The following is a 20,087-nucleotide window of genomic DNA, read 5'->3' on the forward strand; positions in this document are numbered from 1 at the left end:
GCGTCCCCCACCGCAGACGTCCCCCTGCTGATCCAGGAGAGCCCGGAAACGTGGAACCCCTCTACACGCTTGCCCTCGGCCCGCAGTGGCTGTCGCCGGACTACCTGATCGGGCAGTTCGGCCTGATCGGCATCCTGGTCATCGTCTTCGCGGAATCCGGTCTCTTCGCCTTCCTGCCCGGCGACTCCCTGCTGTTCACGGCCGGCCTGTTCACGGCCAGCGGCAGCATCAAGGAGCCGCTGTGGCTCGTGTGCACGCTGATCGCGGCCGCCGCGATCATCGGTGACCAGGTGGGCTACCTGATCGGCAAGTTCTTCGGCCCGAAGCTGTTCAACCGGCCGAACAGCAAGGTCTTCAAGCGGGAGAACCTGGACGCCGCGCACGACTTCATGGAGAAGCACGGCCCCAAGGCGATCGTGCTCGCCCGCTTCGTGCCGATCATCCGCACCTTCGCCCCGATGGTCGCGGGCGCCGGCGCGATGAAGTACCGCACCTTCCTCGTCTACAACATCATCGGCGGCGTCGCCTGGGGCGCGGGCGTCACCTGCCTCGGCTATCAGCTCGGCCGCTTCGACGTCATCAAGAACAACATCGAGGCGATCTTCATCGTCATCGTGCTGATCTCGGTGATTCCGGTGATCTTCGAGGTGCTGAAGGCCCGCAGGGCCAAGAAGGCCGCCGTCCCCGCCCCGGTGCAGTCCGTGTACGCGCACGAGGAGCAGCCGCCGGCCCCCGGCCAGCGCGGCCGCCACGCCAAGCGCTGACGCAGGGCGCCCCCGGGCGCCCCGTACGACGTCCACCCGCGCCCCGGAGACGGCCCGTCTCCGGGGCGCCGGTGCGTCCGGGCGCATCCGGCTCCGGCGGGGGATCCGGCCCGGCAGGGGGGCCTCAGAAGCCGCGGGTCCGTTTCGCCGCCGCCCGGCGCTTGGCCTCGGTGCGCGCCCCCGGGATCCGCATGAACAGCCGCGAGGTCTCCGACCCCAGGTTCACGCCGATCGCGATCGCAAGCGCGATCGCGGCGGCGCTGGTGAGCGAGGCGAGCCCCTTGTCCAGCTGTCCCTCGGCGATCGACAGCAGCCCGAAGTAGGTGACCGAGCCCGGCAGCAGCGGGCCGATGGCGGCGGTCACGTACGGCAGCGCCGAAGCGAACCGGTACCGCGAGAACAGCTGCCCGAACAGGCCGACCAGCCCGGCCGCGATCGCCGTGGACGGCACCGGCGGCAGCTCGGCGGCCCGCAGGGCGCCGAAGGTCACCCAGGCGACCCCGCCGTTCAGGGTCACGATCCACACCGTGGACCGCTCCTGCTGGAGCAGGATCGCGAAGGTGAACACCAGCACCATCGAAGCCAGGGTCTGGAGCACCGGCCGGTGGGGGATCTGGAGGACCTCGTCCGGGTTGGGCGAGGAGCCGATCTGGAGGCCGACGTAGATCACCGCGAGTACGCCGATGATGATCCCGATGAAGAGGTACATGACCTCCAGGAGCCGGGCGGAGGCGGTGATGTAGAAGCCGGTCAGGCCGTCCTGCACGGCCGCGACCAGGGCCCGCCCGGGCAGCAGGGCGAACAGTCCGCCGGTGATCACGGCGGAGGCGCGGACGTCGGAGTCGGCGAACTTCAGGGCCACCCCGAGCGCGGCCGGGGGCATCGCCGCGACGACGAACTGGTAGAACTCCGGCATCCCGCGGTCGGCGAGGTACCAGGCCAGCCGGTCGCCGAGAACGGCGCCGAGGGCGGCGCAGAGGAACACCGTCACCCCGCCGCCGACCAGGACGGACGCGGCCGCCGCCAGCAGCCCGGCGGCGCCGGTGAGCACCCAGGTGGGGTACGGGTGGCGGTTGCGGCGGATCACGGCGAGGCGGCGGTAGGCCTCCTCCAGGGAGATCTCCACCTCCGGCGTGCTGATGTCGGCCACGAGCCGGAAGACGGCGGCCAGGCGGGTGTAGTCGGTGCCGCGGCGGCGTACGGTGCGGCTCGCGGAGACCGGGTTGCCGACCAGGGAGGGCTGGTGGGTGATCGACAGCATGGTGAACGTGACGGTCGGCTCGGCGCGGTCGAGGCCGTACGAGCGCGCCACGGCGAACATCGCGGCCTCCACGTCCTCGGCGCCCTCGCCGCCCGCGAGCAGCAGTTCCCCGATGCGCAGGGTCAGGTCGAGGACGCGGCCCACGGCCGGGCCGGCCTCGCTCTGCCGCTGCGCGGGCTCGGGCACGGGACGGACGTCCACGGGCATGCGCAGCATCGTGCGCATGCGGTCCTGCCAGGGGGAGGAGGCGGGGAAGGAGGGGGTGGGGGCCGGGGTGTGGGCGGGCGGGGAGTGCTGGGCGCTGTGGGTGGCCGTGGCGGCCGGCGGGGTGAGGCCCTCCGGCAGGGCGAACTCCGAGGTGGGCTGGTCCCCGGTGGTCTCCGGCTCCATCCCGGGTGGCGGCGTGAAGGCGCTGTGGGCCTCGTCGGACTTCGGCTTCCGGTCCTCGGGACCGGGCTCTTCGGCCTCCGCCACGCATCCTCCCACCCTTGATCACTGGCGGTATCAGTATGCGGAATCGTTTCGTCCGTGGCGAGGCCGGGCGGGCGGGAGCGGCAGCCCCCGTGAACGCGCCGACGGGCGGCACCCCCGTGTGGGGTGCCGCCCGCCGGCTCCAGCGCCTACCGAGCGGAGCTCAGTGGTGGCCGCCCTGGGCCTCGAGGCGCTTGTACGAGGCCTCGATCTCGGCCTCGGCCTCGGCGCGGCCGACCCAGTTGGCGCCCTCGACCGACTTGCCCGGCTCCAGGTCCTTGTAGACCTCGAAGAAGTGCTGGATCTCCAGGCGGTCGAACTCCGAGATGTGGTGGATGTCGCGCAGGTGCTCGACACGCGGGTCGGAGGCCGGGACGCACAGCAGCTTGGCGTCGCCGCCCGCTTCGTCCGTCATGTTGAACATGCCGATCGCGCGGCACTTGATCAGGCAGCCCGGGAAGGTGGGCTCGTCCAGGATGACCAGCGCGTCCAGCGGGTCGCCGTCCTCGCCGAGGGTGTTCTCGACGAAGCCGTAGTCCGTCGGGTAGCTGGTCGAGGTGAAGAGGCGACGGTCCAGACGGATCCGGCCGGTCTCGTGGTCCACCTCGTACTTGTTCCGCGAACCCTTGGGGATCTCGATGGTGACGTCGAACTCCACGTCCTGCTCCTCCATGATCAGCTCCGGCCCGGTGCCGAAGCTTGACTGCTTCGAGACGGCTTTGACTCAAATACGTGCGCGTCCGGCCCATCCCTGGGGTGGGGTGCCATGCTCGCGGCAAGACGCAGTGGTTAAGTGTCCCTCACGCATATGTGTGATCGCGAAAGGGGCTGGTCCGAGGTGCCATTGGTCAAGACGTGGCAGCTCATCGCGGGGTCGGCCGTCGCCGGCCTCGCCCTGTCGGCGGTGGCCGTCGCCTCCGCAGGTCCCTGGGACTCCGGCCAGCGTAAGGCCGAGCGGGACAAGGCCGCCTCCTGGAGCCGGACGGGTGGCGCAGATCACGCGGCCGGATCCCCGCCGCAGGCCGCGCCGAGCGCCCCCGGGGTGCTCCAGGGCATCGCCCCGCGCGCCGCGGACGCGCCCTCGGCCGCCCTCGCCGGGGTGCTCGGGCCGCTGCTCGCCGACTCCGCGCTGGGCACCGTGCGCGGCGCGGCCGTGGTCGACGCCGTCACCGGCCGGGTGCTCTACGAGTCCGGGGCCGGCGAGGCCATGACCCCCGCCTCCACCGTCAAGATCGCCACCGCGAGCGCCGCGCTGGCCGCCCTCGGCCCCGAGCACCGCATCCGCACCACCGTGGCCCCCGGCCCCGGACCCGGCCAGATCGTCCTGGTCGGCGGCGGCGACCCCTCCCTCACCGCGAAGAAGAAGAGCCCGGCCGGCTCCGGCGGCAGCCTCGTGGCCCTCGCCGCCGACACCGCCCAGGCCCTCAGGGCGGCCGGCACCGACACCGTCGCCCTCGGCTACGACGACACCCTCTACACGGGCCCCGTCCGCCACCCCATCGGCCGCAACGACAACCTCGCGCCCGTCACCGCCCTCACCGCCGACGAGGGCCGCCCCGACGACTCCACCGCCGGACCCGTCGAACGCAGCGACGACCCCTCCAGGGACACCGCCCGGGCCTTCGCCGGCCTGCTGCGCGACCGGGGCGTCAAGGTCACCGGCGAACCCGCCCCGGCCAGGCCCGCCCCCGACGCCCGGCCGTTGGCCACCACCCTGTCCACCCCCCTCGCCGGGCTCGTCGAGCGGATGCTCACCAACAGCGACAACGACATCGCCGAGGCCCTCGCCCGCCAGACCGCCCTCGCCTCCGGCAAGCCGGCCAGCTTCGAGGGCGGCGAGAAGGCCGTCTCCGAACGGCTGGGCTCCCTGGGCGTCGACCTCACCGGCTCCCGCTTCGCCGACGGCAGCGGCCTCAACCGGGCCGACAAGGTCAGCGCCCGCCTCCTGACGGGCCTCCTCGCCAAGGCCGCGGACCCCGGCCACCCCGAGCTGCGGCCCGTCCTCACCGGACTGCCCGTCGCCGGCTTCACCGGCACCCTGCGCACCCGCAACGCGGGCACCTCCCCGGCCGCCGGCCTGCTCCGGGCCAAGACCGGGACCCTGACCGGCGTGAACTCCCTCGCGGGCACCGTCGTCGACCCGTCCGGGCGGCTCCTCGCCTTCGCCTTCCTGACCGCGAACGCCCCCGACGGGTCCGCCGCCGAGAAGGGCCTCGACAAACTGGCCGCCGCCGTCGCCACCACCCCCTGACACCCGGGGGGATCCGCAACGGCGCAGGTCCACGTACCGTTGACGCATGACGAGCATCGGTGGTGCGGAGATGGTCGACTGGAACCTCGCGGTGGCGACCGCGACCCGCCTCGTACGGCCGGGTCCGGAAGTCAGCCGCGACGAGGCCCGGGCCGTGGTGGCGGAGCTCCGCCGGCACGCCAGGACCTCCGAGGAGCACGTGCGCGCGTTCACCCGGATGACGGCCGGCGGCACCCCCCTCCCCGACACCCCCGTCCTCGTCGTCGACCGGGCCGGCTGGGTCCGGGCCAACGTCGCCGGTTTCCGGGAACTGCTCGGCCCCCTTCTCGCCAAGATGCAGGACCGCCGCGCCGGCGCCCCCGCAGGCCCCGTCCTCGGAGCCGTCGGCGGCAAGGTCACCGGCGTCGAGCTCGGCATGCTGCTCAGCTTCCTGGCCTCCCGCGTCCTCGGCCAGTACGAGACTTTCGCGCCGGTCGCAACCGACCTGCCCGGCAACCCGGCCACCGGCGGCCGGCTGCTGCTCGTCGCGCCCAACATCGTCCACGTGGAGCGCGAGCTGGAGGTCAGCCCGCACGACTTCCGGCTCTGGGTCTGCCTGCACGAGGAGACGCACCGCACCCAGTTCACCGCCGTGCCCTGGCTGCGCGCCCACCTGGAGGGCGAGATCCAGGCCTTCCTCGGCGCCACCGACGTGGAGCCGGGAGCCCTCCTGGAGCGGGTGCGCGAGGCCGTCCAGTCCTTCACCGGGGCCCGCCCCGAGGGCGAGCGCGGCGACGAGGCCCACTCCTTCGTCGAACTCGTCCAGACCCCCGAGCAGCGCGAGGTGCTCGGCCGGCTCACCGCCGTCATGTCCCTGCTGGAGGGCCATGCCGACTTCGTCATGGACGGGGTGGGCCCCGATGTGGTCCCCTCCGTCGCCGAGATCCGCGAGAAGTTCCAGCAGCGCCGCGCCAGCGGGGCCGGGCGGCTCGACGTCGCCCTGCGCAAGCTGCTGGGCCTCGACGCCAAGCTGCGCCAGTACCGCGACGGCGAGCGGTTCGTCCGGGCCGTCGTCGGCGAGGTCGGGACGGACGGCTTCAACCGCGTGTGGACCTCCCCGAACACACTGCCGACCAAGGCGGAGATCGCCAGGCCCGCGGACTGGGTGGCGCGTGTGCACCGCAGGGGGAGCGCGGGGCGCGAAGAAGGGTGACTCGGGAGGCGTAAACATGTCCCACTGGGGGAAGCAGCATCACCCTTCCGAGGGACCGTGGGCCGTGGAAGGGCGTGCGATGCTCAGGGAACGGCTCGCTTCTGTCACCATCAACGCACTCTGAGTGACCACCTGCGCGCAGCACCCCGAAGCCTCCGAGCATCCGAACTCCACGAAGGGCACCGGACATGGGTCCCCATCCTGCGGTCGCGGCGATACGCCTGGCGGTCCGCCGCGTACTCCACGACGTCCTCACCGACCTCACCGACCTCACCCCGGCCCCGTCCGCGGGTCCCGCCCCCACGGGCCCCCGCGCCGCGGCCGGAACCCCGCCGCTGGTCCTCGTCGCCTGCTCCGGCGGCGCCGACTCCATGGCACTCGCCTCCGCCCTCGCCTTCGAAGCCCCCAAGCTCGGCATCCGGGCCGGCGGCATCACCATCGACCACGGCCTCCAGCCCGGCTCCGACCTGCGTGCCGCGGAGGTCGTCAGCCGCATGACCGCACTCCGCCTCGACCCGGTGGAGTCCGTCGCCGTGCGCGTCGGCCGCGACGGCGGTCCCGAGGCCGCCGCCCGAGACGCCCGCTACGCCGCCCTCGACGAGGCCGCGGACCGCCTCGGGGCCGCCGCCGTGCTGCTCGGCCACACCCGCGACGACCAGGCGGAAACCGTCCTGCTGGGCCTCGCCCGCGGCTCCGGCATCCGGTCGCTGTCCGGCATGGCCGAGGTCTCCGGCGGCCCCGGCCGCACCCGGCGCTACCGCCGCCCCTTCCTCCAGGTCGACCGGCAGACCGCCCGCAAGGCCTGCATGGTGCAGTCCCTCCCCGTCTGGGACGACCCGCACAACATCGACCCCGCCTACGCCCGCTCCAGGCTCCGCCACGAGGGACTGCCCGCCCTGGAGAAGGCGCTCGGCAAGGGGGTCGTGGAGGCGCTCGCCCGCACCGCCCAGCTCTCCCGGGACGACGCCGACGCCCTCGACGCCTGGGCCGCCGACGCCGAGGCCGGCGTACGCGACGCGGACGGCCGCCTGGAGTGCGCCAAGCTGTACGCCCTGCCGCCCGCCGTGCGCCGCCGCGTGCTGCGCCGGGCCGTGGTCGCGGCGGGCTCCCCCGCCGGCTCCCTCTTCGCCCGCCACATCGAGGAAGTCGACCGGCTCATCACCGGATGGCGCGGCCAGGGGGCCATCAACCTGCCCGGCCGCGTCGAGGCCCAGCGGCAGGGTGGCAGACTTGTCATCCGGCAGGGCTGATTGGTGCTGAAGCACGGCTGAGTCCTCCGGGGACGCCCTCCGGAGCCCCGGCCGACAACGAAAGTGATGCGGGTGGACGAGAAGGACATGGGCAACGACCTCCAGTCGGTGCTCATCACCAAGGAAGAGATCGACGCGAAGCTGGCCGAGCTGGCCGCGAAGATCGACGCGGAGTACGCGGGCAAGGACCTGCTCATCGTCGGGGTGCTCAAGGGCGCCGTGATGGTGATGGCGGACCTGGCGCGCGCCTTGTCCACCCCGCTCACCATGGACTGGATGGCGGTGTCCTCCTACGGCGCCGGAACCCAGTCCTCCGGCGTGGTGCGGATCCTCAAGGACCTGGACACCGACATCAAGGACAAGCACGTCCTGATCGTCGAGGACATCATCGACTCCGGCCTGACCCTGTCGTGGCTGCTGTCGAACCTGGGCTCCCGCCAGCCGGCCTCCCTCAAGGTCGTCACGCTGCTGCGCAAGCCCGAGGCCGCGAAGGTCGCCATCGACGTCGAGTGGGTCGGCTTCGACATCCCCAACGAGTTCGTCGTCGGCTACGGCCTCGACTACGCGGAGAAGTACCGCAACCTGCCGTTCGTCGGGACGCTCGCCCCGCACGTCTACGGCGGCTGAACCCCCGCCGTCACCTGGATCGCCCCCGGGGGGAACCCGGGGGCGATTCCCGCCGTTGGAGGAGAAGGCGGGTCTGTCAGCCGTCCCACGGGGCGGCGGGTGACAATACAGGGGTACATTCCGAAGAACAGTCTTTACTCACAGCAGCATTTACCTACGGGCAGGAGGGACGGGGTGCCCGGCACCCCGTATGGATGGACGTGAAGCGATACTTCCGTGGGCCGGTCATGTGGATCGTGCTGGCCGTCCTCGCCGTGGTCGTGTTGATGAACGTCGTCGGCTCCGGCGGCGGCTACAAGTCGGTGGAGACCAGCGAGGTCATCAAGGCGATCAACAGTGGCCAGGTCGAGAGCGCCAAGCTGACCACCGGCGACAGCCAGATGATCAAGATCGAGCTGAAGAAGGGCCAGAAGCTCGGCAACAACAGCGGCACCAAGTTCCAGGCCAACTACATCGGGGACCAGGGCGTACAGCTCGCCCAGAACCTCCAGACCAAGTACGAAGCCGGTCAGATCCCGGACGGCTACTCCGTCACGCCGGACAAGACCAGCCCGTTCCTGAGCGTGCTGCTCTCGCTCCTGCCCTTCGTCCTCATCGTCGTCGTCTTCCTGTTCCTGATGAACCAGATGCAGGGCGGCGGCTCCCGGGTCATGAACTTCGGCAAGTCCAAGGCCAAGCTCATCACCAAGGACACCCCGAAGACGACGTTCGCCGACGTCGCGGGCTCGGACGAGGCCGTCGAGGAACTCCACGAGATCAAGGAGTTCCTCCAGGAGCCGGCGAAGTTCCAGGCCGTCGGCGCCAAGATCCCCAAGGGTGTGCTGCTCTACGGCCCGCCCGGCACCGGCAAGACCCTGCTCGCGCGTGCCGTCGCGGGGGAGGCCGGCGTTCCCTTCTACTCGATCTCCGGTTCCGACTTCGTCGAGATGTTCGTCGGTGTCGGCGCCTCGCGCGTCCGCGACCTGTTCGAGCAGGCCAAGGCCAACGCCCCGGCGATCGTCTTCGTCGACGAGATCGACGCCGTCGGCCGGCACCGCGGCGCGGGCCTCGGCGGCGGCCACGACGAGCGCGAGCAGACCCTCAACCAGCTGCTCGTCGAGATGGACGGCTTCGACGTGAAGGGCGGCGTCATCCTGATCGCCGCCACGAACCGCCCCGACATCCTCGACCCGGCGCTGCTGCGCCCCGGCCGCTTCGACCGCCAGATCGCGGTCGACCGCCCGGACATGCAGGGCCGTCTGGAGATCCTCAAGGTCCACCAGAAGGGCAAGCCGGTCGCACCGGACGTCGACCTCTCGGCCGTCGCCCGCCGCACCCCCGGCTTCACCGGTGCCGACCTGTCCAACGTGCTGAACGAGGCCGCGCTGCTCACGGCCCGCTCGGACAAGAAGCTGATCGACAACCTCATGCTGGACGAGGCGATCGACCGCGTCGTGGCGGGCCCGCAGAAGCGGACCCGGATCATGTCCGACAAGGAGAAGAAGATCACCGCGTACCACGAGGGCGGACACGCCCTGGTCGCGGCGGCCTCCCCGAACTCCGACCCGGTGCACAAGATCACGATCCTGTCCCGCGGCCGGGCCCTGGGCTACACCATGGTCCTGCCCGACGAGGACAAGTACTCGACCACCCGCAACGAGATGCTCGACCAGCTCGCGTACATGCTGGGCGGGCGCGCGGCCGAGGAACTGGTCTTCCACGATCCGACCACGGGCGCCGCGAACGACATCGAGAAGGCCACGGCGACGGCCCGCGCGATGGTCACCCAGTACGGCATGACCGAGCGCCTCGGCGCGATCAAGTTCGGCGGGGACAACACCGAGCCGTTCCTGGGCCGCGAGATGTCGCACCCGCGGGACTACTCGGAAGAGGTCGCGGCGCTGGTCGACGAAGAGGTCAAGAAGCTCATCGAGACCGCGCACAACGAGGCCTGGGAGATCCTGGTCGAGAACCGGGACGTCCTGGACAACCTGGTGCTGGCGCTCCTCGAGAAGGAGACCCTGGGCAAGGAGGAGATCGCCGAGATCTTCTCCACGATCGTGAAGCGCCCGGCCCGCCCGGCCTGGACCGGCTCCGCGCGCCGCACCCCCTCCACCCGTCCGCCGGTGCTCTCGCCCAAGGAGCTCCAGCTGACGAACGCCGCCAACGGCACCTCGGCCTCGGCCCAGACGGCCGTGTCGGTGGAGAAGTCCCCGGAGTCCTCCCCGGAGGACCGTCCGGGGGCCTGATCAGGTCCGGAATGGATGCCGCGCCCCCCAGGTTCTAGCCTGGGGGGCGCGGCCGTTCGTACGCCGTACGCGCACACAGGAACGAGGATGAGATGACCGACCCAGTGACCCTGACCGGTGGCGAGGGCACGATCGGCGAGTTCGACGAGAAGCGAGCCGAGGCGGCCGTCCGCGAACTCCTGATCGCGGTCGGCGAGAACCCGGACCGCGAGGGCCTCCTGGAGACCCCGGCACGCGTGGCGCGGGCGTACCGCGAAATCCTGGCCGGCCTGTGGCAGAAGCCGGAGGACGTCCTGACCACGACGTTCGACCTCGGCCATGACGAGATGGTCCTGGTGAAGGACATCGAAATCGTCAGTCTGTGCGAACATCACCTCCTGCCCTTCCACGGTGTCGCCCACATCGGCTACATCCCGGCCGAGTCGGGCAAGATCACCGGGCTTTCGAAGCTGGCGCGCCTCGTGGAGGTCTTCGCCCGCAGGCCGCAGGTGCAGGAACGTCTGACCACGCAGATAGCCGACTCTCTCATGGAGATCCTGGAGGCCCGAGGGGCGATCGTCGTGATCGAGGCCGAGCACATGTGCATGTCGGTCCGAGGGATCCGTAAGCCCGGTGCCAAGACCACCACGTCGGCGGTGCGGGGGCAGCTCCGGGACCCCGCGACCCGCAGCGAGGCGATGAGCCTCATCATCGCGCGCTAGCCGGATTGTCAGTGCGGTCCGCTACGGTCCCCCTCCGCCTGGATGTGGAGGGGGACCGATGCTTTGGGGGTTACCGAGTCGGCAGACCGTCAACGCGGTAGGAGGACGTCTGCGGGCCTGTGACGTGCGGCCGGGCGGACCTGTTGTGGACGCTGCGCGACGGTCGTAGCCATACCTTCAGAGGCTTCCTCGACGGGTATGAGGACGGCGACGGCTGCCGGATCCAGCGGTGGCCCGCACGGGTGCTCATCAGCGCGAACGTCCCGTTCCTGGAGGAGCTTGCCAGAGTGGTCGGGGCGCGGTTCACACCAAGCGCCAAGGGGCGGGCGTCGCGCCTGGTCATCGCCGACGGCTGGCCGACGAGGGGCACGTTCCGATCCGAGGCGCACCCTCTCCACCTCGTGGAGTCGGCATGGGTGGAGGTGACGGCCGTCGAGGCGCGTCCGGTGAGCCGAAAGCCGTCCACCCTTTACGGCTTCCGCTCGATTCCCACCAGACGTTCCTGGTCAGCGGGCATCTCGCCCGAACGGCCTGGCTGGAGTAGCGGCCCCTAGGCCGCCGCGTGGGCCTTGTGGGGGTCCTCGTCGTCCGGGAGCTTCAGGACGTGTTCCAGGAAGAGGGCGGCCGCGACGACCGCGGCGCCCGCCAGGACCGAGCCGCCCGCGTACCAGGCCTGGTCGCGGCGGGCCGGGACGTCCAGGGAGTCGGTCAGCAGGAAGACGCCGACCCCGCCGTACATGCCGGCGACCAGGGCCGCGACCAGGGCGCTGGCCTGCGCGAAGATTAGCGCGCGGGCCGCCATCAGCGGCTCCACGCCCTTGGCTCCCGGACGGCGCTCGCGCTGGGCCTTCAGGCGGGCGCGCAGCGAGAGGGCGGTGGCGAACAGCACCGCGGCGATGACCGCCAGCACGATCGGCGCGGCCAGTGGGACGCCCGGCAGGTTGCCGTAGGCGTTCCACAGGCGGGCGCCGGCCCAGGACAGCACGCCGGCGATCACGAAGGTGCCCGCCAGGACCGCCGGCCTCAGTTGCTTCACTTGCGCGTCCCCTGTTCAGTGTCTGCTACCTGAACACGCTAACGGCTATTCCGGGAGACGGAGTTCCAGGTCGGCCCGCGGCGTGACCCCGCTCAGGCCGATCGCGGCCAGCAGGTCGGAGACCGGGCCGCGGCCGGGGAGCTGGGCCTCGGGGTCGATGTCGTTCCAGGGGGCCAGGACGAAGGCCCGCAGGTGAGCCCGAGGGTGCGGCAGGGTCAGGACGGGGTCGTCGGAGACCACGTCGGCGTACGCCACGATGTCCACGTCGATCGTGCGCGGGCCCCAGCGCTCCTCGCGGACCCGGTCGAAGGCCTCTTCGACGGCGTGCGCCCGCTCCAGCAGCGAGGACGGCGGCAGGGTGGTCTTCAGGGCGATGACCGCGTTCAGGTACGAGGGCTGGGAGCCGGGCTCGACGCCCCACGGCTCGGTCTCGTAGACCGGTGAGACGGCCTTGACCCGGAGCCCGGGGGTGTCGCCGAGGGCGTCGATGGCGCCCTGGAGGGTCTCCAGCCGGTTGCCGAGGTTGGCGCCGAGCGCGATCACGGCCCATTTGGGGTTGGAGAGCGTCACGTCGGCCGCGTCGACCGCCTCGACCACGGACGCGGGGACGGGCTGGACCGTGGGGTCGCTCTGGGCGTTCTGTCCGTTGTTCACGCGCGGCTCCGGGTGATCGTGACGGTCACGTCGTCGAAGGGGACGGTGATCGGTGCGTCCGGCTTGTGGACGACGACCTCCACCTGGGCGACGGCCTCGTGCTTGAGGCACTGCTGGGCGATGCGCTCGGCGAGGGTCTCGATCAGGTCGACGGGCTCGCCCTGGACGACGTCGACGACCTCTTCGGCCACGACCCCGTAGTGCACGGTCTTGGCCAGGTCGTCCCCGGCCGCCGCCGGGCGGGTGTCCAGGTGCAGCACGAGGTCGACGATGAAGGTCTGGCCTTCTTCGCGTTCCCGGGGGAAGACGCCGTGGTGCCCGCGAGCCTTGAGGCCGCGCAGCGCGACACGATCCACGCGAATCACTCCTGCTTTCGTAGGTGCTTCCGGTCCCGGGACTCCCCGGGCCCTTGGGCCTACGCCGAGTGCGGTCGGCGTCGTCCACCTTCGAATTTACCTGCGATAAACCTTCGCCCCCGCCCTTGGGTCAGTCGGAGGCCTCTTCTTCCTCGTCATCGGAGTCCGTGAGCACGGGAGAACCGTGGTGGGACCAGAGCCGCCACCCCTCCGGTGTGCGTCGGAACACATTCGTGGCGACGACCAGCTGGCCGACGAGCGGGCCGAGTTCCCCGGCCTGCTCGGCGGGGCCCCCGCTGAGGATGTTCTCGGTGCAGGTGACCAGGGCGGTGTCGCCTATGAGGGCCACCTTGGTGTCGGTGAGGAAGAACTGGATGTACTCGGTGTGCGACATGATCAGCGCGTAGGAGCGCAGCACCTCGCCCCGCCCGGAGAGCACCGGCCACCCCGGGTGGACGCAGGAGATCTCGTCGTCGAGCCAGAGCGCCGACAGTGCGTCGAAGTCCCCCCGCTCCATGGCCTCGTAGAAGGCCGCGTTGACCTCTTCGACGGCTTCGATGTCGGTACGGCTCACCTTTCCCCTTCCCTGTGCGTCCGGTCGGTCCCGTCGGCCCTGCGGGTCACAGAGCCCCTTCCACGGCACGGGCCACCCGAACCGCGTCGGCGGTCGCCCGTACCTCGTGCACCCGTACGGCCCAGGCGCCCTGGTGGGCGGCGATGGCCGAGACGGCGGCCGTGGCGGCGTCCCGCTCGCGGGCGGGGGGCGGGGCGGCGTCGTCGGCGCCGGCCAGGACCCGGCCGAGGAAACGCTTGCGCGAGGCGGCGACGAGGAGGGGGAAGCCGAGGGCGCGCAGCTCGGGGAGGCGGGCGACGAGGGCCAGGTCGTGTTCCGCGTTCTTGGCGAAGCCGAGGCCGGGGTCGACGACGATCCGCTCGGGGGCGATGCCTCCGGAGACGACGGCGTCGATGCGGGCGCGGAGTTCGGCGGTGACCTCTGCGAGGACGTCGGCGTAGACGGCGAGGCTGTTCATGTTGTCGCTGAAGCCGCGCCAGTGCATGACGACGAAGGGGACGTCGGTGGCGGCGACGGCGGGGATCATGCGGGGGTCGGCGAGGCCGCCGCTGACGTCGTTGACGAGGCGGGCGCCGGCGGCGACGGCCTGTTCGGCGACGGTCGCGCGCATGGTGTCGACGGAGACGGCGACGCCCTCGGAGGCGAGGCCGCGGACGACGGGTACGACGCGCCGGAGCTCTTCCTCGGCGTCGACGCGGGTGGCGCCGGGGCGGGTGGACTCGCCGCCGACGTCGACGAGGTCGGCGCCCTGGGCGACGAGGTCGAGGCCGCGCTTGACGGCGGCGGTGGTGTCGAACCAGCGGCCGCCGTCGGAGAAGGAGTCGGGGGTGACGTTGACGACGCCCATGACCGCGCAGCGGTCCCAGTCGGGGAGCCCGGCCACGTGGCCCCGGGGGGCGGTGGTGTTCATGGGGTCCAGGGTAGATCCCGCGCAGCGGAACGCCCCCGGGCCCTGGCGGGCACGGGGGCGTCGGGAGCGGTGGCGGCTACGCGGCCTGGACCTCGCGGTCCTGCTGGGCCGGGACCGTCGTCTCCTGGTGGGCGCAGGGGCGGACCGGCTTCGGGCGGCGGCGGCTCTCGAAGAGGCGGGGGAGGGCGAGGGTGACGAAGCCCTCGGCCTGCATCACGGCGAAGCCGATGCGGGGCAGGTCGCGGTGGTGGCGGTAGACCATGAAGCGCGGCTCCCAGCGGGGGCGGAACTTCTCGTTGAACTTGTACAGCGACTCGATCTGGAACCAGCGCGAGAGGAAGACGAGCAGGCTGCGCCAGGCGCGCAGGACCGGGCCGGCGCCGATCTTCTCGCCGCGGGCCAGGGCCGCGCGGAACATCGCGAAGTTCAGGGAGACCTTCTCGATCTTCAGCTCGGGGGCCTGCTGGAGGGAGGCGACGATCAGCAGCTCGTTCATGCCGGGGTCGGCGCCGCGGTCGCGGCGCATCATCTCCAGCGACATGCCGTCCTTGCCCCATGGCACGAAGTGCTGGATGGCCTTCAGGTCGCCGAAGGGGCTGCTGTCGCCCTCCTCCACGCGGTGCGCGGTGGCGATGATGCAGTCGCCGTCGCCCGGGTCGCCGATGCGGCCCAGGGCCATGGAGAAGCCGCGCTCGGTGTCGGTGCCGCGCCAGGCCTCGGCCGCGCCGCGCACCTGGGACAGCTCGAACTCGTTCAGTTCGCTGACCCGGCGGACCTTGGTGGTGTAGCCGTTGCGCTCGATGCGCTTCACCATCTGGCGGACGTTGCGCATGGGGCGTCCGGCGAGGGAGAAGTCTTTGACATCGACGATGGCCTCGTCGCCGAGCTCCAGGGCGTCCAGGCCCGTCTCACGGGTCCAGACCTCGCCGCCCGTCTCGCTGCACCCGACGACGGCCGGGGTCCAGGAGTGGGCCTTGGCCTCCTCCATGAAGCGCTCGATGGCGCCGGGCCAGGCCTCGACGTCGCCGACGGGGTCGCCGGAGGCGAGCATGACGCCGGAGACCACGCGGTAGGTGACGGCGGCCTTGCCGCTGGGGGAGAAGACGACGGCCTTGTCGCGGCGGAGCGCGAAGTGGCCGAGCGAGTCGCGGCCGCCGTGCCTGGCGAGCAGGTCGCGCAGCTTCGCCTCGTCGTCCGCGGTGAGCTGCGCGGCCGGGTGCTCGGGGCGGAAGGCGAGGTAGATCGTGGTGACGGCGGTCAGCATGCCGAGGGCGCCGAGGGAGTAGCCGACGGTCCAGCTCACCCGTCCGGCGTAGTCGACGGGGCCCTCGAAGCCGAAGAGGCCGTAGACCACGTGGGTGATCTGCTCGTAGAGGCTGGGGTGGCCGACGACCTTGTTCGGGTGGACGTTGACGATGACCAGGCCCAGGCCGATGGAGCCGGCGCTCATCAGGACGAAGTTCGCGAGCGCCTTCCAGCGGCTGCGCGGGTCCGGGAGGGCCTTGAATTCACCCTGGTGGCGTACGAGCAGCGCGAGGAGCACCGCCGAGATGACCACGCTGATGATCGAGTGCCGGTAGACGAACTGCGCGACCGCACCGGCCGGCAGCAGGATCACGGCGGCGCGCCAGGCGCGCCGCTTGCGTCGCTTGAGTCCGTGCGCGAGCAGCAGGATCAGGACGCCCGCGCTGATGGAGAGGGCCGCGGCGAAGGGGCCCAGGGAGCCGGGCAGCACCTCGGTGACCGCGTGGAACCGGCTGTGGCGGAATCGCGGGAAGACGCCCGCCGCGATGTCCAGAAGGCCGACGATCATGACGGCCGTACCTACGAGACCGGGCACCGACTCCGGCTTGGGTCCGCGGAAGATTCGCCGGACCTTACTCGGAACCTGTCCCGACTTATCGCCATCTATCCTGCTAGACATCGCTTCCCGTTGCTCCGCGAGAGATCATGTGGCCGAAGGCCGCGACAGCCTCCGGGGTGTGGTGCGTCCACTAGGACGACATCGAGGAGGAGCGGGTTCACTCTTCCGTCGGAAAAATCCAGCCCTGCCATCAGAAAGTCGACTGACTGCTCATGGGTCTCACCAGTAATGCCGTTCTGGTCCTGGCCATCATCGCGGGTGTAGCGCTGTTCGCGGTGACGGTCTGGCTCTGGCCGAAGCTCTCCGGCCGCACCTGGCGGTCGGTCCTCGGCCGGGTCGGCCTCCTGCTCGCGACCCAGCTGGCGCTGTTCTCGGCAGTCGGTCTCGCCGCCAACAAGTCCTTCCTCTTCTACGGTTCCTGGGCCGACCTGTTCGGTCAGCAGACGGCCATCGGCAAGGTCGTCGACCACTCGATGAGCAGCAAGGACATCAAGGTCATCGACAAACAGAAGCTGGACGTCCCCGGCGGCGGCCAGCCGCAGGTCGGCGGTCAGATACTGAAGGTGGCCATCACCGGGCAGAAGTCGAAGATAACGAGTCCCGGCTACGTCTGGCTCCCGCCGGAGTACTTCCAGCCGCAGCACAAGGACAAGAACTTCCCCGCCTCCATCGTCCTCACGGGTTACCCGGGTACCGCCGAGAACCTCATCAAAGGGCTGAACTACCCCATGACGGCCTTCAAGCAGGCCAAGCAGGGCAAGATGAAGCCTATGATCCTCGTCATGCTGCGCCCGACCATCGCGCCGCCGCGCGACACCGAGTGCGTGGACATACCGGGCGGTCCGCAGACGGAGACCTTCTTCGCGCAGGACCTGCCGCAGGCGATCCAGGGCACCTTCCGGGTCGGCAAGAAGCCGCAGAACATGGGCTTCATCGGCAACTCCACGGGCGGCTACTGCGCCCTGAAGATCGCAGCGCACCACCCGCAGGTCTTCGGCGCCGCCGCGGGCCTGTCCGCGTACTACAAGGCGGCCGACGACCCGACGACAGGTGACCTCTTCCACGGCGACGAGAAGCTGAAGAAGGCCGCGGACGTGCTGTGGAGCATGGAGAACAAGAAGCCGACCGGCACCTCCTTCCTCGTCACCACGAGCGAGAAGGGCGAGGACAACCTGAACGACACCAAGAAGTTCATCAAGCTGGTCAAGGGTCCGGACCGGGTCTCCTCGATCATCCTCGACAGCGGCGGCCACAACTTCAACACCTGGCGCCGCGAGATCCCGCCGATGCTGGTGTGGATGAGCAGCCGCATGCAGGCCTGAGGCAGGGCACGCGGTCCCGGCAGTCCAGCAGTCCAGCAGTACCGAGCCCCTCTTGCTCGCGCGTGGTCAGGGCCCGACTCCCGTCGGGCCCTTCGTCATGCCGCGGGCGGTTCGGCCCGGCGCAGGGCCCGGTGGACGCCCTCCGGGGTCAGGACACCGACCAGCGCGCCGGACCGCGGATCCGTGACCCCGATCCGCCCCGCGTCCTCCTGGAGCAGGGCCGCCAGCGCCTCGCGCAGCGACGCCCCCAGCGCGACCGAGCCGGCCGGGGCCTCGCCCTCCCGCGCCGGTGTCAGGTCCGCCTCCCCGACCGGGGTGACCGCGAGGCGCCGCAGCCCCCGGTCGGCGCCGACGAAGGAGGCCACGTAGTCGGTCGCCGGGGCGCCGAGCACCGCCGCCGGCCGGGCGAACTGCTCGATGGTGCCCCCGCCGTAGACCGCGATCCGGTCGCCGAGCCGGACGGCCTCCTCCAGGTCGTGGGTGACCAGCAGGATGGTCTTGCGGACCGTCCTCTGCAGGGTGAGGAACTCGTTCTGGAGCCGCTCGCGCACCACCGGGTCCACCGCGCCGAACGGCTCGTCCATCAGCAGCACCGGCGGGTCCGCCGCGAGCGCGCGGGCGACCCCGACGCGCTGGCGCTGCCCGCCCGACAGCTGCTCGGGGTAGCGGTCCCCGTACACGGCCGGGTCCAGGCCAACGAGTTCGAGGAGCTCGGCCGCCCGCGCGCGGGCCTTCGCCTTCGGGGTCCCGATCAGCTGCGGCACGGTCGCCGTGTTCTCCAGCACGGTCTTGTGGGGGAACAGCCCGACCTGCTGGATGACGTACCCGATGCGGCGGCGCAGCTCGACCGGGTCGGCGGCGGAGACGTCCTCGCCGTCGAGCAGGATCCGGCCGGAGGTGGGCTCGATGAGCCGGTTGACCATCTTCATCGTGGTCGTCTTGCCGCAGCCGGACGGGCCCACCAGCGTGACCAGCTCGCCCTCCGCCACCTCGAACGTCAGGTCCTCGACGGCCGTCGTCCCATCGGGGTAGCGCTTGGTCACATGCTCGAATCGGATCACTCCGCCATCCTCCCCCACCGCTGCTCACGGATGGGCGAAGGCTTTGTGAGGGGAGTGTTGCACCTGTGCGAATCATTCCGGCCGGTGCGGGCACCCGGGGTTATGGTCGCACTGGCCGGGTCTTCGGGTACGCGTGTGCGAGGGAAGAAGGGGGTGGCGGGGTGGCGGTACGGAACTGCCTGGTGGCGAACGACTGGATCTGCTGGGACTACGTCAGCTCCCGGGCCCCCGAACTCGCCGACGCCACCCTCGAACACGTGTGGATCACGGCCGTCTCGGTGCTCATCGGCGTCGCCGTCGCCGTCCCCCTCGCGCTCCTGGCCCGCCGCGGCCGCCGCTGGGCGGCCCCCGTGCTCGGCCTGACCACCCTGCTCTACACGGTCCCCTCGCTCGCCATGTTCTCCCTGCTGCTGCCCTTCTTCGGGCTCTCGGCGGCGCTCGTGGTGACCGGGCTGGTGCTGTACTCGCTGACCATCCTGGTCCGCAACGTGCTGGCCGGCCTGGAGGCCGTCCCCGAGGAGGTGCGGGAGGCCGCACGCGGCATGGGCTACGGCCCGGCGCGGCTGCTGTGGCAGGTCGAACTGCCCCTGGCGCTGCCCGCGCTGCTCGCCGGGGTACGGATCGCGACCGTCTCCACCGTGGCGCTGACCACCGTCGGCTCCATCGTCGGAAAGGGCGGGCTGGGCAACCTGATCGCCCCCGCCGTGAACAGCTCCTTCAAGGCCCAGGTGCTCACCGCCTCCGTGCTGTGCGTCCTGCTCGCGCTCGCCGCCGACCTGCTGCTGCTGGCCCTCCAGTGGCTGCTGACCCCGTGGACCCGCGCCGGACGCCCCGCGCGGGCGGGGAAGGGGGGCTGAGGCGTGGAGGTGCTCGGGAAGGCCTGCGGCTGGCTGGCCGACGGAGCCAACTGGTCGGGGGAGAGCGGCGTCCGGCACCGCCTGGTCGAGCACCTGCTGGTCAGCGGGATCGCCCTGGGCGTCGCCTGCGCGGTGGCCCTGCCGGTGGGGCTGTGGCTCGGACACGTGGGGCGGGGCGGGGCGCTCGCGGTGAACGTCTCCAACGTGGGGCGGGCCGTGCCGGTGTTCGCGGTGCTGGCCCTGTTCATGGTCTCGCCGCTGCGCAGCGCCGGCTACCTGCCGGCCGTGGCCGCGCTGGTGCTGTTCGCCGTACCGCCGCTGCTGACCAACGCGTACGTCGGCGTGCGGGAGGTGGACCGCGCGGTGGTCGAGGCGGCCCGGGGCATGGGCATGTCCGGCCGGCAGCTGTTCTGGCGGGTGGAACTTCCCCTCGCCCGGGGGCTGGTGATGACCGGGCTGCGCTCGGGCGCCGTCCAGGTCATCGCCACCGCCACGATCGCGGCGATGGTCGGCCAGGGAGGCCTGGGCCGGATCATCACCGCCGGCTTCAACACCTACAACACGCCGCAGGTGGTGGCGGGCGCCCTGCTGGTCGCGCTGCTGGCCCTGCTGGTGGAGGGCCTCCTGGTCGCGGCGGACCGGCTGCTGCTGCGCCGCGGACGCCGGGTGCCGCGCTGAGCCCGTCCCCTTTTCCGACGCTTTCCCCTG

Annotated in this window: 19 protein-coding genes; 10 read left to right on the forward strand and 9 right to left on the reverse strand. The window is 71.4% G+C overall.

What is annotated here, in order from left to right:
- The first annotated feature begins 50 nt into the window (after window positions 1-50).
- Window positions 51-764 (forward strand): DedA family protein, encoded by a 714-nt coding sequence (locus tag ACFY15_RS07815; RefSeq protein ID WP_390688073.1) that lies wholly within the window; start codon window positions 51-53, stop codon window positions 762-764.
- Between the two features lie 124 nt (window positions 765-888).
- Here ACFY15_RS07815 and ACFY15_RS07820 read toward each other — a convergent pair whose 3' ends face one another.
- Both ACFY15_RS07820 and ACFY15_RS07825 read right to left on the reverse strand, forming a co-directional pair.
- Complete coding sequence (locus ACFY15_RS07820; RefSeq protein WP_390825174.1) at window positions 889-2,499, reverse strand: threonine/serine exporter ThrE family protein; 1,611 nt, start codon at window positions 2,497-2,499, stop codon at window positions 889-891.
- Window positions 2,500-2,659: 160 nt separating this feature from the next.
- Window positions 2,660-3,154 carry an inorganic diphosphatase gene (locus tag ACFY15_RS07825; RefSeq protein ID WP_042818871.1) on the reverse strand — a complete coding sequence of 165 codons (495 nt, stop codon included), beginning with the start codon at window positions 3,152-3,154 and terminating at the stop codon, window positions 2,660-2,662.
- A gap of 180 nt (window positions 3,155-3,334) precedes the next feature.
- Here ACFY15_RS07825 and dacB point away from each other — a divergent pair, with 180 nt between their 5' ends.
- From dacB to folE, 6 genes are all read left to right on the forward strand, one after another.
- The gene (gene dacB / locus ACFY15_RS07830) at window positions 3,335-4,747 is read left to right on the forward strand and encodes a D-alanyl-D-alanine carboxypeptidase/D-alanyl-D-alanine-endopeptidase (protein ID WP_390688071.1); all 1,413 of its coding nucleotides are present in this window, start codon (window positions 3,335-3,337) and stop codon (window positions 4,745-4,747) included.
- Window positions 4,748-4,793: 46 nt separating this feature from the next.
- Complete coding sequence (locus ACFY15_RS07835) at window positions 4,794-5,939, forward strand: zinc-dependent metalloprotease (RefSeq protein ID WP_390688070.1); 1,146 nt, start codon at window positions 4,794-4,796, stop codon at window positions 5,937-5,939.
- Window positions 5,940-6,127: 188 nt separating this feature from the next.
- Window positions 6,128-7,189: a tRNA lysidine(34) synthetase TilS gene (tilS, locus tag ACFY15_RS07840; protein WP_390825175.1), complete on the forward strand. Its 1,062-nt coding sequence runs from the start codon at window positions 6,128-6,130 to the stop codon at window positions 7,187-7,189.
- A gap of 66 nt (window positions 7,190-7,255) precedes the next feature.
- Window positions 7,256-7,816: a hypoxanthine phosphoribosyltransferase gene (hpt, locus tag ACFY15_RS07845; protein WP_007264874.1), complete on the forward strand. Its 561-nt coding sequence runs from the start codon at window positions 7,256-7,258 to the stop codon at window positions 7,814-7,816.
- A 194-nt stretch (window positions 7,817-8,010) separates the two neighbouring features.
- Entirely contained in the window at window positions 8,011-10,044 is a 2,034-nt protein-coding gene (ftsH, locus tag ACFY15_RS07850) for an ATP-dependent zinc metalloprotease FtsH (protein WP_390688068.1), read from the forward strand.
- Window positions 10,045-10,136: 92 nt separating this feature from the next.
- Window positions 10,137-10,745: a GTP cyclohydrolase I FolE gene (gene folE / locus ACFY15_RS07855; RefSeq protein WP_390688067.1), complete on the forward strand. Its 609-nt coding sequence runs from the start codon at window positions 10,137-10,139 to the stop codon at window positions 10,743-10,745.
- 550 nt (window positions 10,746-11,295) lie between these two features.
- Here the strand turns inward: folE and ACFY15_RS07860 are convergent.
- From ACFY15_RS07860 to ACFY15_RS07885, 6 genes are all read right to left on the reverse strand, one after another.
- The gene (locus ACFY15_RS07860) at window positions 11,296-11,781 is read right to left on the reverse strand and encodes a DUF3180 domain-containing protein (RefSeq protein ID WP_390688066.1); all 486 of its coding nucleotides are present in this window, start codon (window positions 11,779-11,781) and stop codon (window positions 11,296-11,298) included.
- Window positions 11,782-11,826: 45 nt separating this feature from the next.
- Window positions 11,827-12,435 carry a 2-amino-4-hydroxy-6-hydroxymethyldihydropteridine diphosphokinase gene (gene folK, locus ACFY15_RS07865; RefSeq protein ID WP_390688065.1) on the reverse strand — a complete coding sequence of 203 codons (609 nt, stop codon included), beginning with the start codon at window positions 12,433-12,435 and terminating at the stop codon, window positions 11,827-11,829.
- Window positions 12,432-12,791 (reverse strand): dihydroneopterin aldolase, encoded by a 360-nt coding sequence (gene folB / locus ACFY15_RS07870; protein ID WP_069920812.1) that lies wholly within the window; start codon window positions 12,789-12,791, stop codon window positions 12,432-12,434. The genes folK and folB overlap by 4 nt, the downstream gene beginning before the upstream one ends.
- Window positions 12,792-12,921: 130 nt before the next feature.
- Window positions 12,922-13,365 carry a nuclear transport factor 2 family protein gene (locus tag ACFY15_RS07875; RefSeq protein ID WP_390688064.1) on the reverse strand — a complete coding sequence of 148 codons (444 nt, stop codon included), beginning with the start codon at window positions 13,363-13,365 and terminating at the stop codon, window positions 12,922-12,924.
- A 46-nt stretch (window positions 13,366-13,411) separates the two neighbouring features.
- Window positions 13,412-14,275, reverse strand: coding sequence for a dihydropteroate synthase (gene folP / locus ACFY15_RS07880; RefSeq protein ID WP_390688063.1), 864 nt, complete (start codon window positions 14,273-14,275; stop codon window positions 13,412-13,414).
- Between the two features lie 76 nt (window positions 14,276-14,351).
- Window positions 14,352-16,199 carry a phosphatidylglycerol lysyltransferase domain-containing protein gene (locus ACFY15_RS07885; RefSeq protein ID WP_390825176.1) on the reverse strand — a complete coding sequence of 616 codons (1,848 nt, stop codon included), beginning with the start codon at window positions 16,197-16,199 and terminating at the stop codon, window positions 14,352-14,354.
- Between the two features lie 152 nt (window positions 16,200-16,351).
- Here ACFY15_RS07885 and ACFY15_RS07890 point away from each other — a divergent pair, with 152 nt between their 5' ends.
- Window positions 16,352-17,461, forward strand: coding sequence for an alpha/beta hydrolase-fold protein (locus ACFY15_RS07890; RefSeq protein ID WP_366449697.1), 1,110 nt, complete (start codon window positions 16,352-16,354; stop codon window positions 17,459-17,461).
- Between the two features lie 95 nt (window positions 17,462-17,556).
- On the opposite strand, the gene ACFY15_RS07895 is transcribed toward ACFY15_RS07890, so the two are convergent.
- Window positions 17,557-18,522, reverse strand: coding sequence for an ABC transporter ATP-binding protein (locus tag ACFY15_RS07895; protein WP_390688061.1), 966 nt, complete (start codon window positions 18,520-18,522; stop codon window positions 17,557-17,559).
- A gap of 161 nt (window positions 18,523-18,683) precedes the next feature.
- Here ACFY15_RS07895 and ACFY15_RS07900 point away from each other — a divergent pair, with 161 nt between their 5' ends.
- Window positions 18,684-19,379 carry an ABC transporter permease gene (locus tag ACFY15_RS07900; protein ID WP_390825177.1) on the forward strand — a complete coding sequence of 232 codons (696 nt, stop codon included), beginning with the start codon at window positions 18,684-18,686 and terminating at the stop codon, window positions 19,377-19,379.
- A gap of 3 nt (window positions 19,380-19,382) precedes the next feature.
- Window positions 19,383-20,057 (forward strand): ABC transporter permease, encoded by a 675-nt coding sequence (locus ACFY15_RS07905; RefSeq protein WP_390825178.1) that lies wholly within the window; start codon window positions 19,383-19,385, stop codon window positions 20,055-20,057.
- The last annotated feature ends 30 nt before the right edge of the window (window positions 20,058-20,087 follow it).

Origin of the sequence: Streptomyces sp. NPDC001373, assembly GCF_042895815.1 — a bacterium.
Lineage (GTDB): Bacteria > Actinomycetota > Actinomycetes > Streptomycetales > Streptomycetaceae > Streptomyces.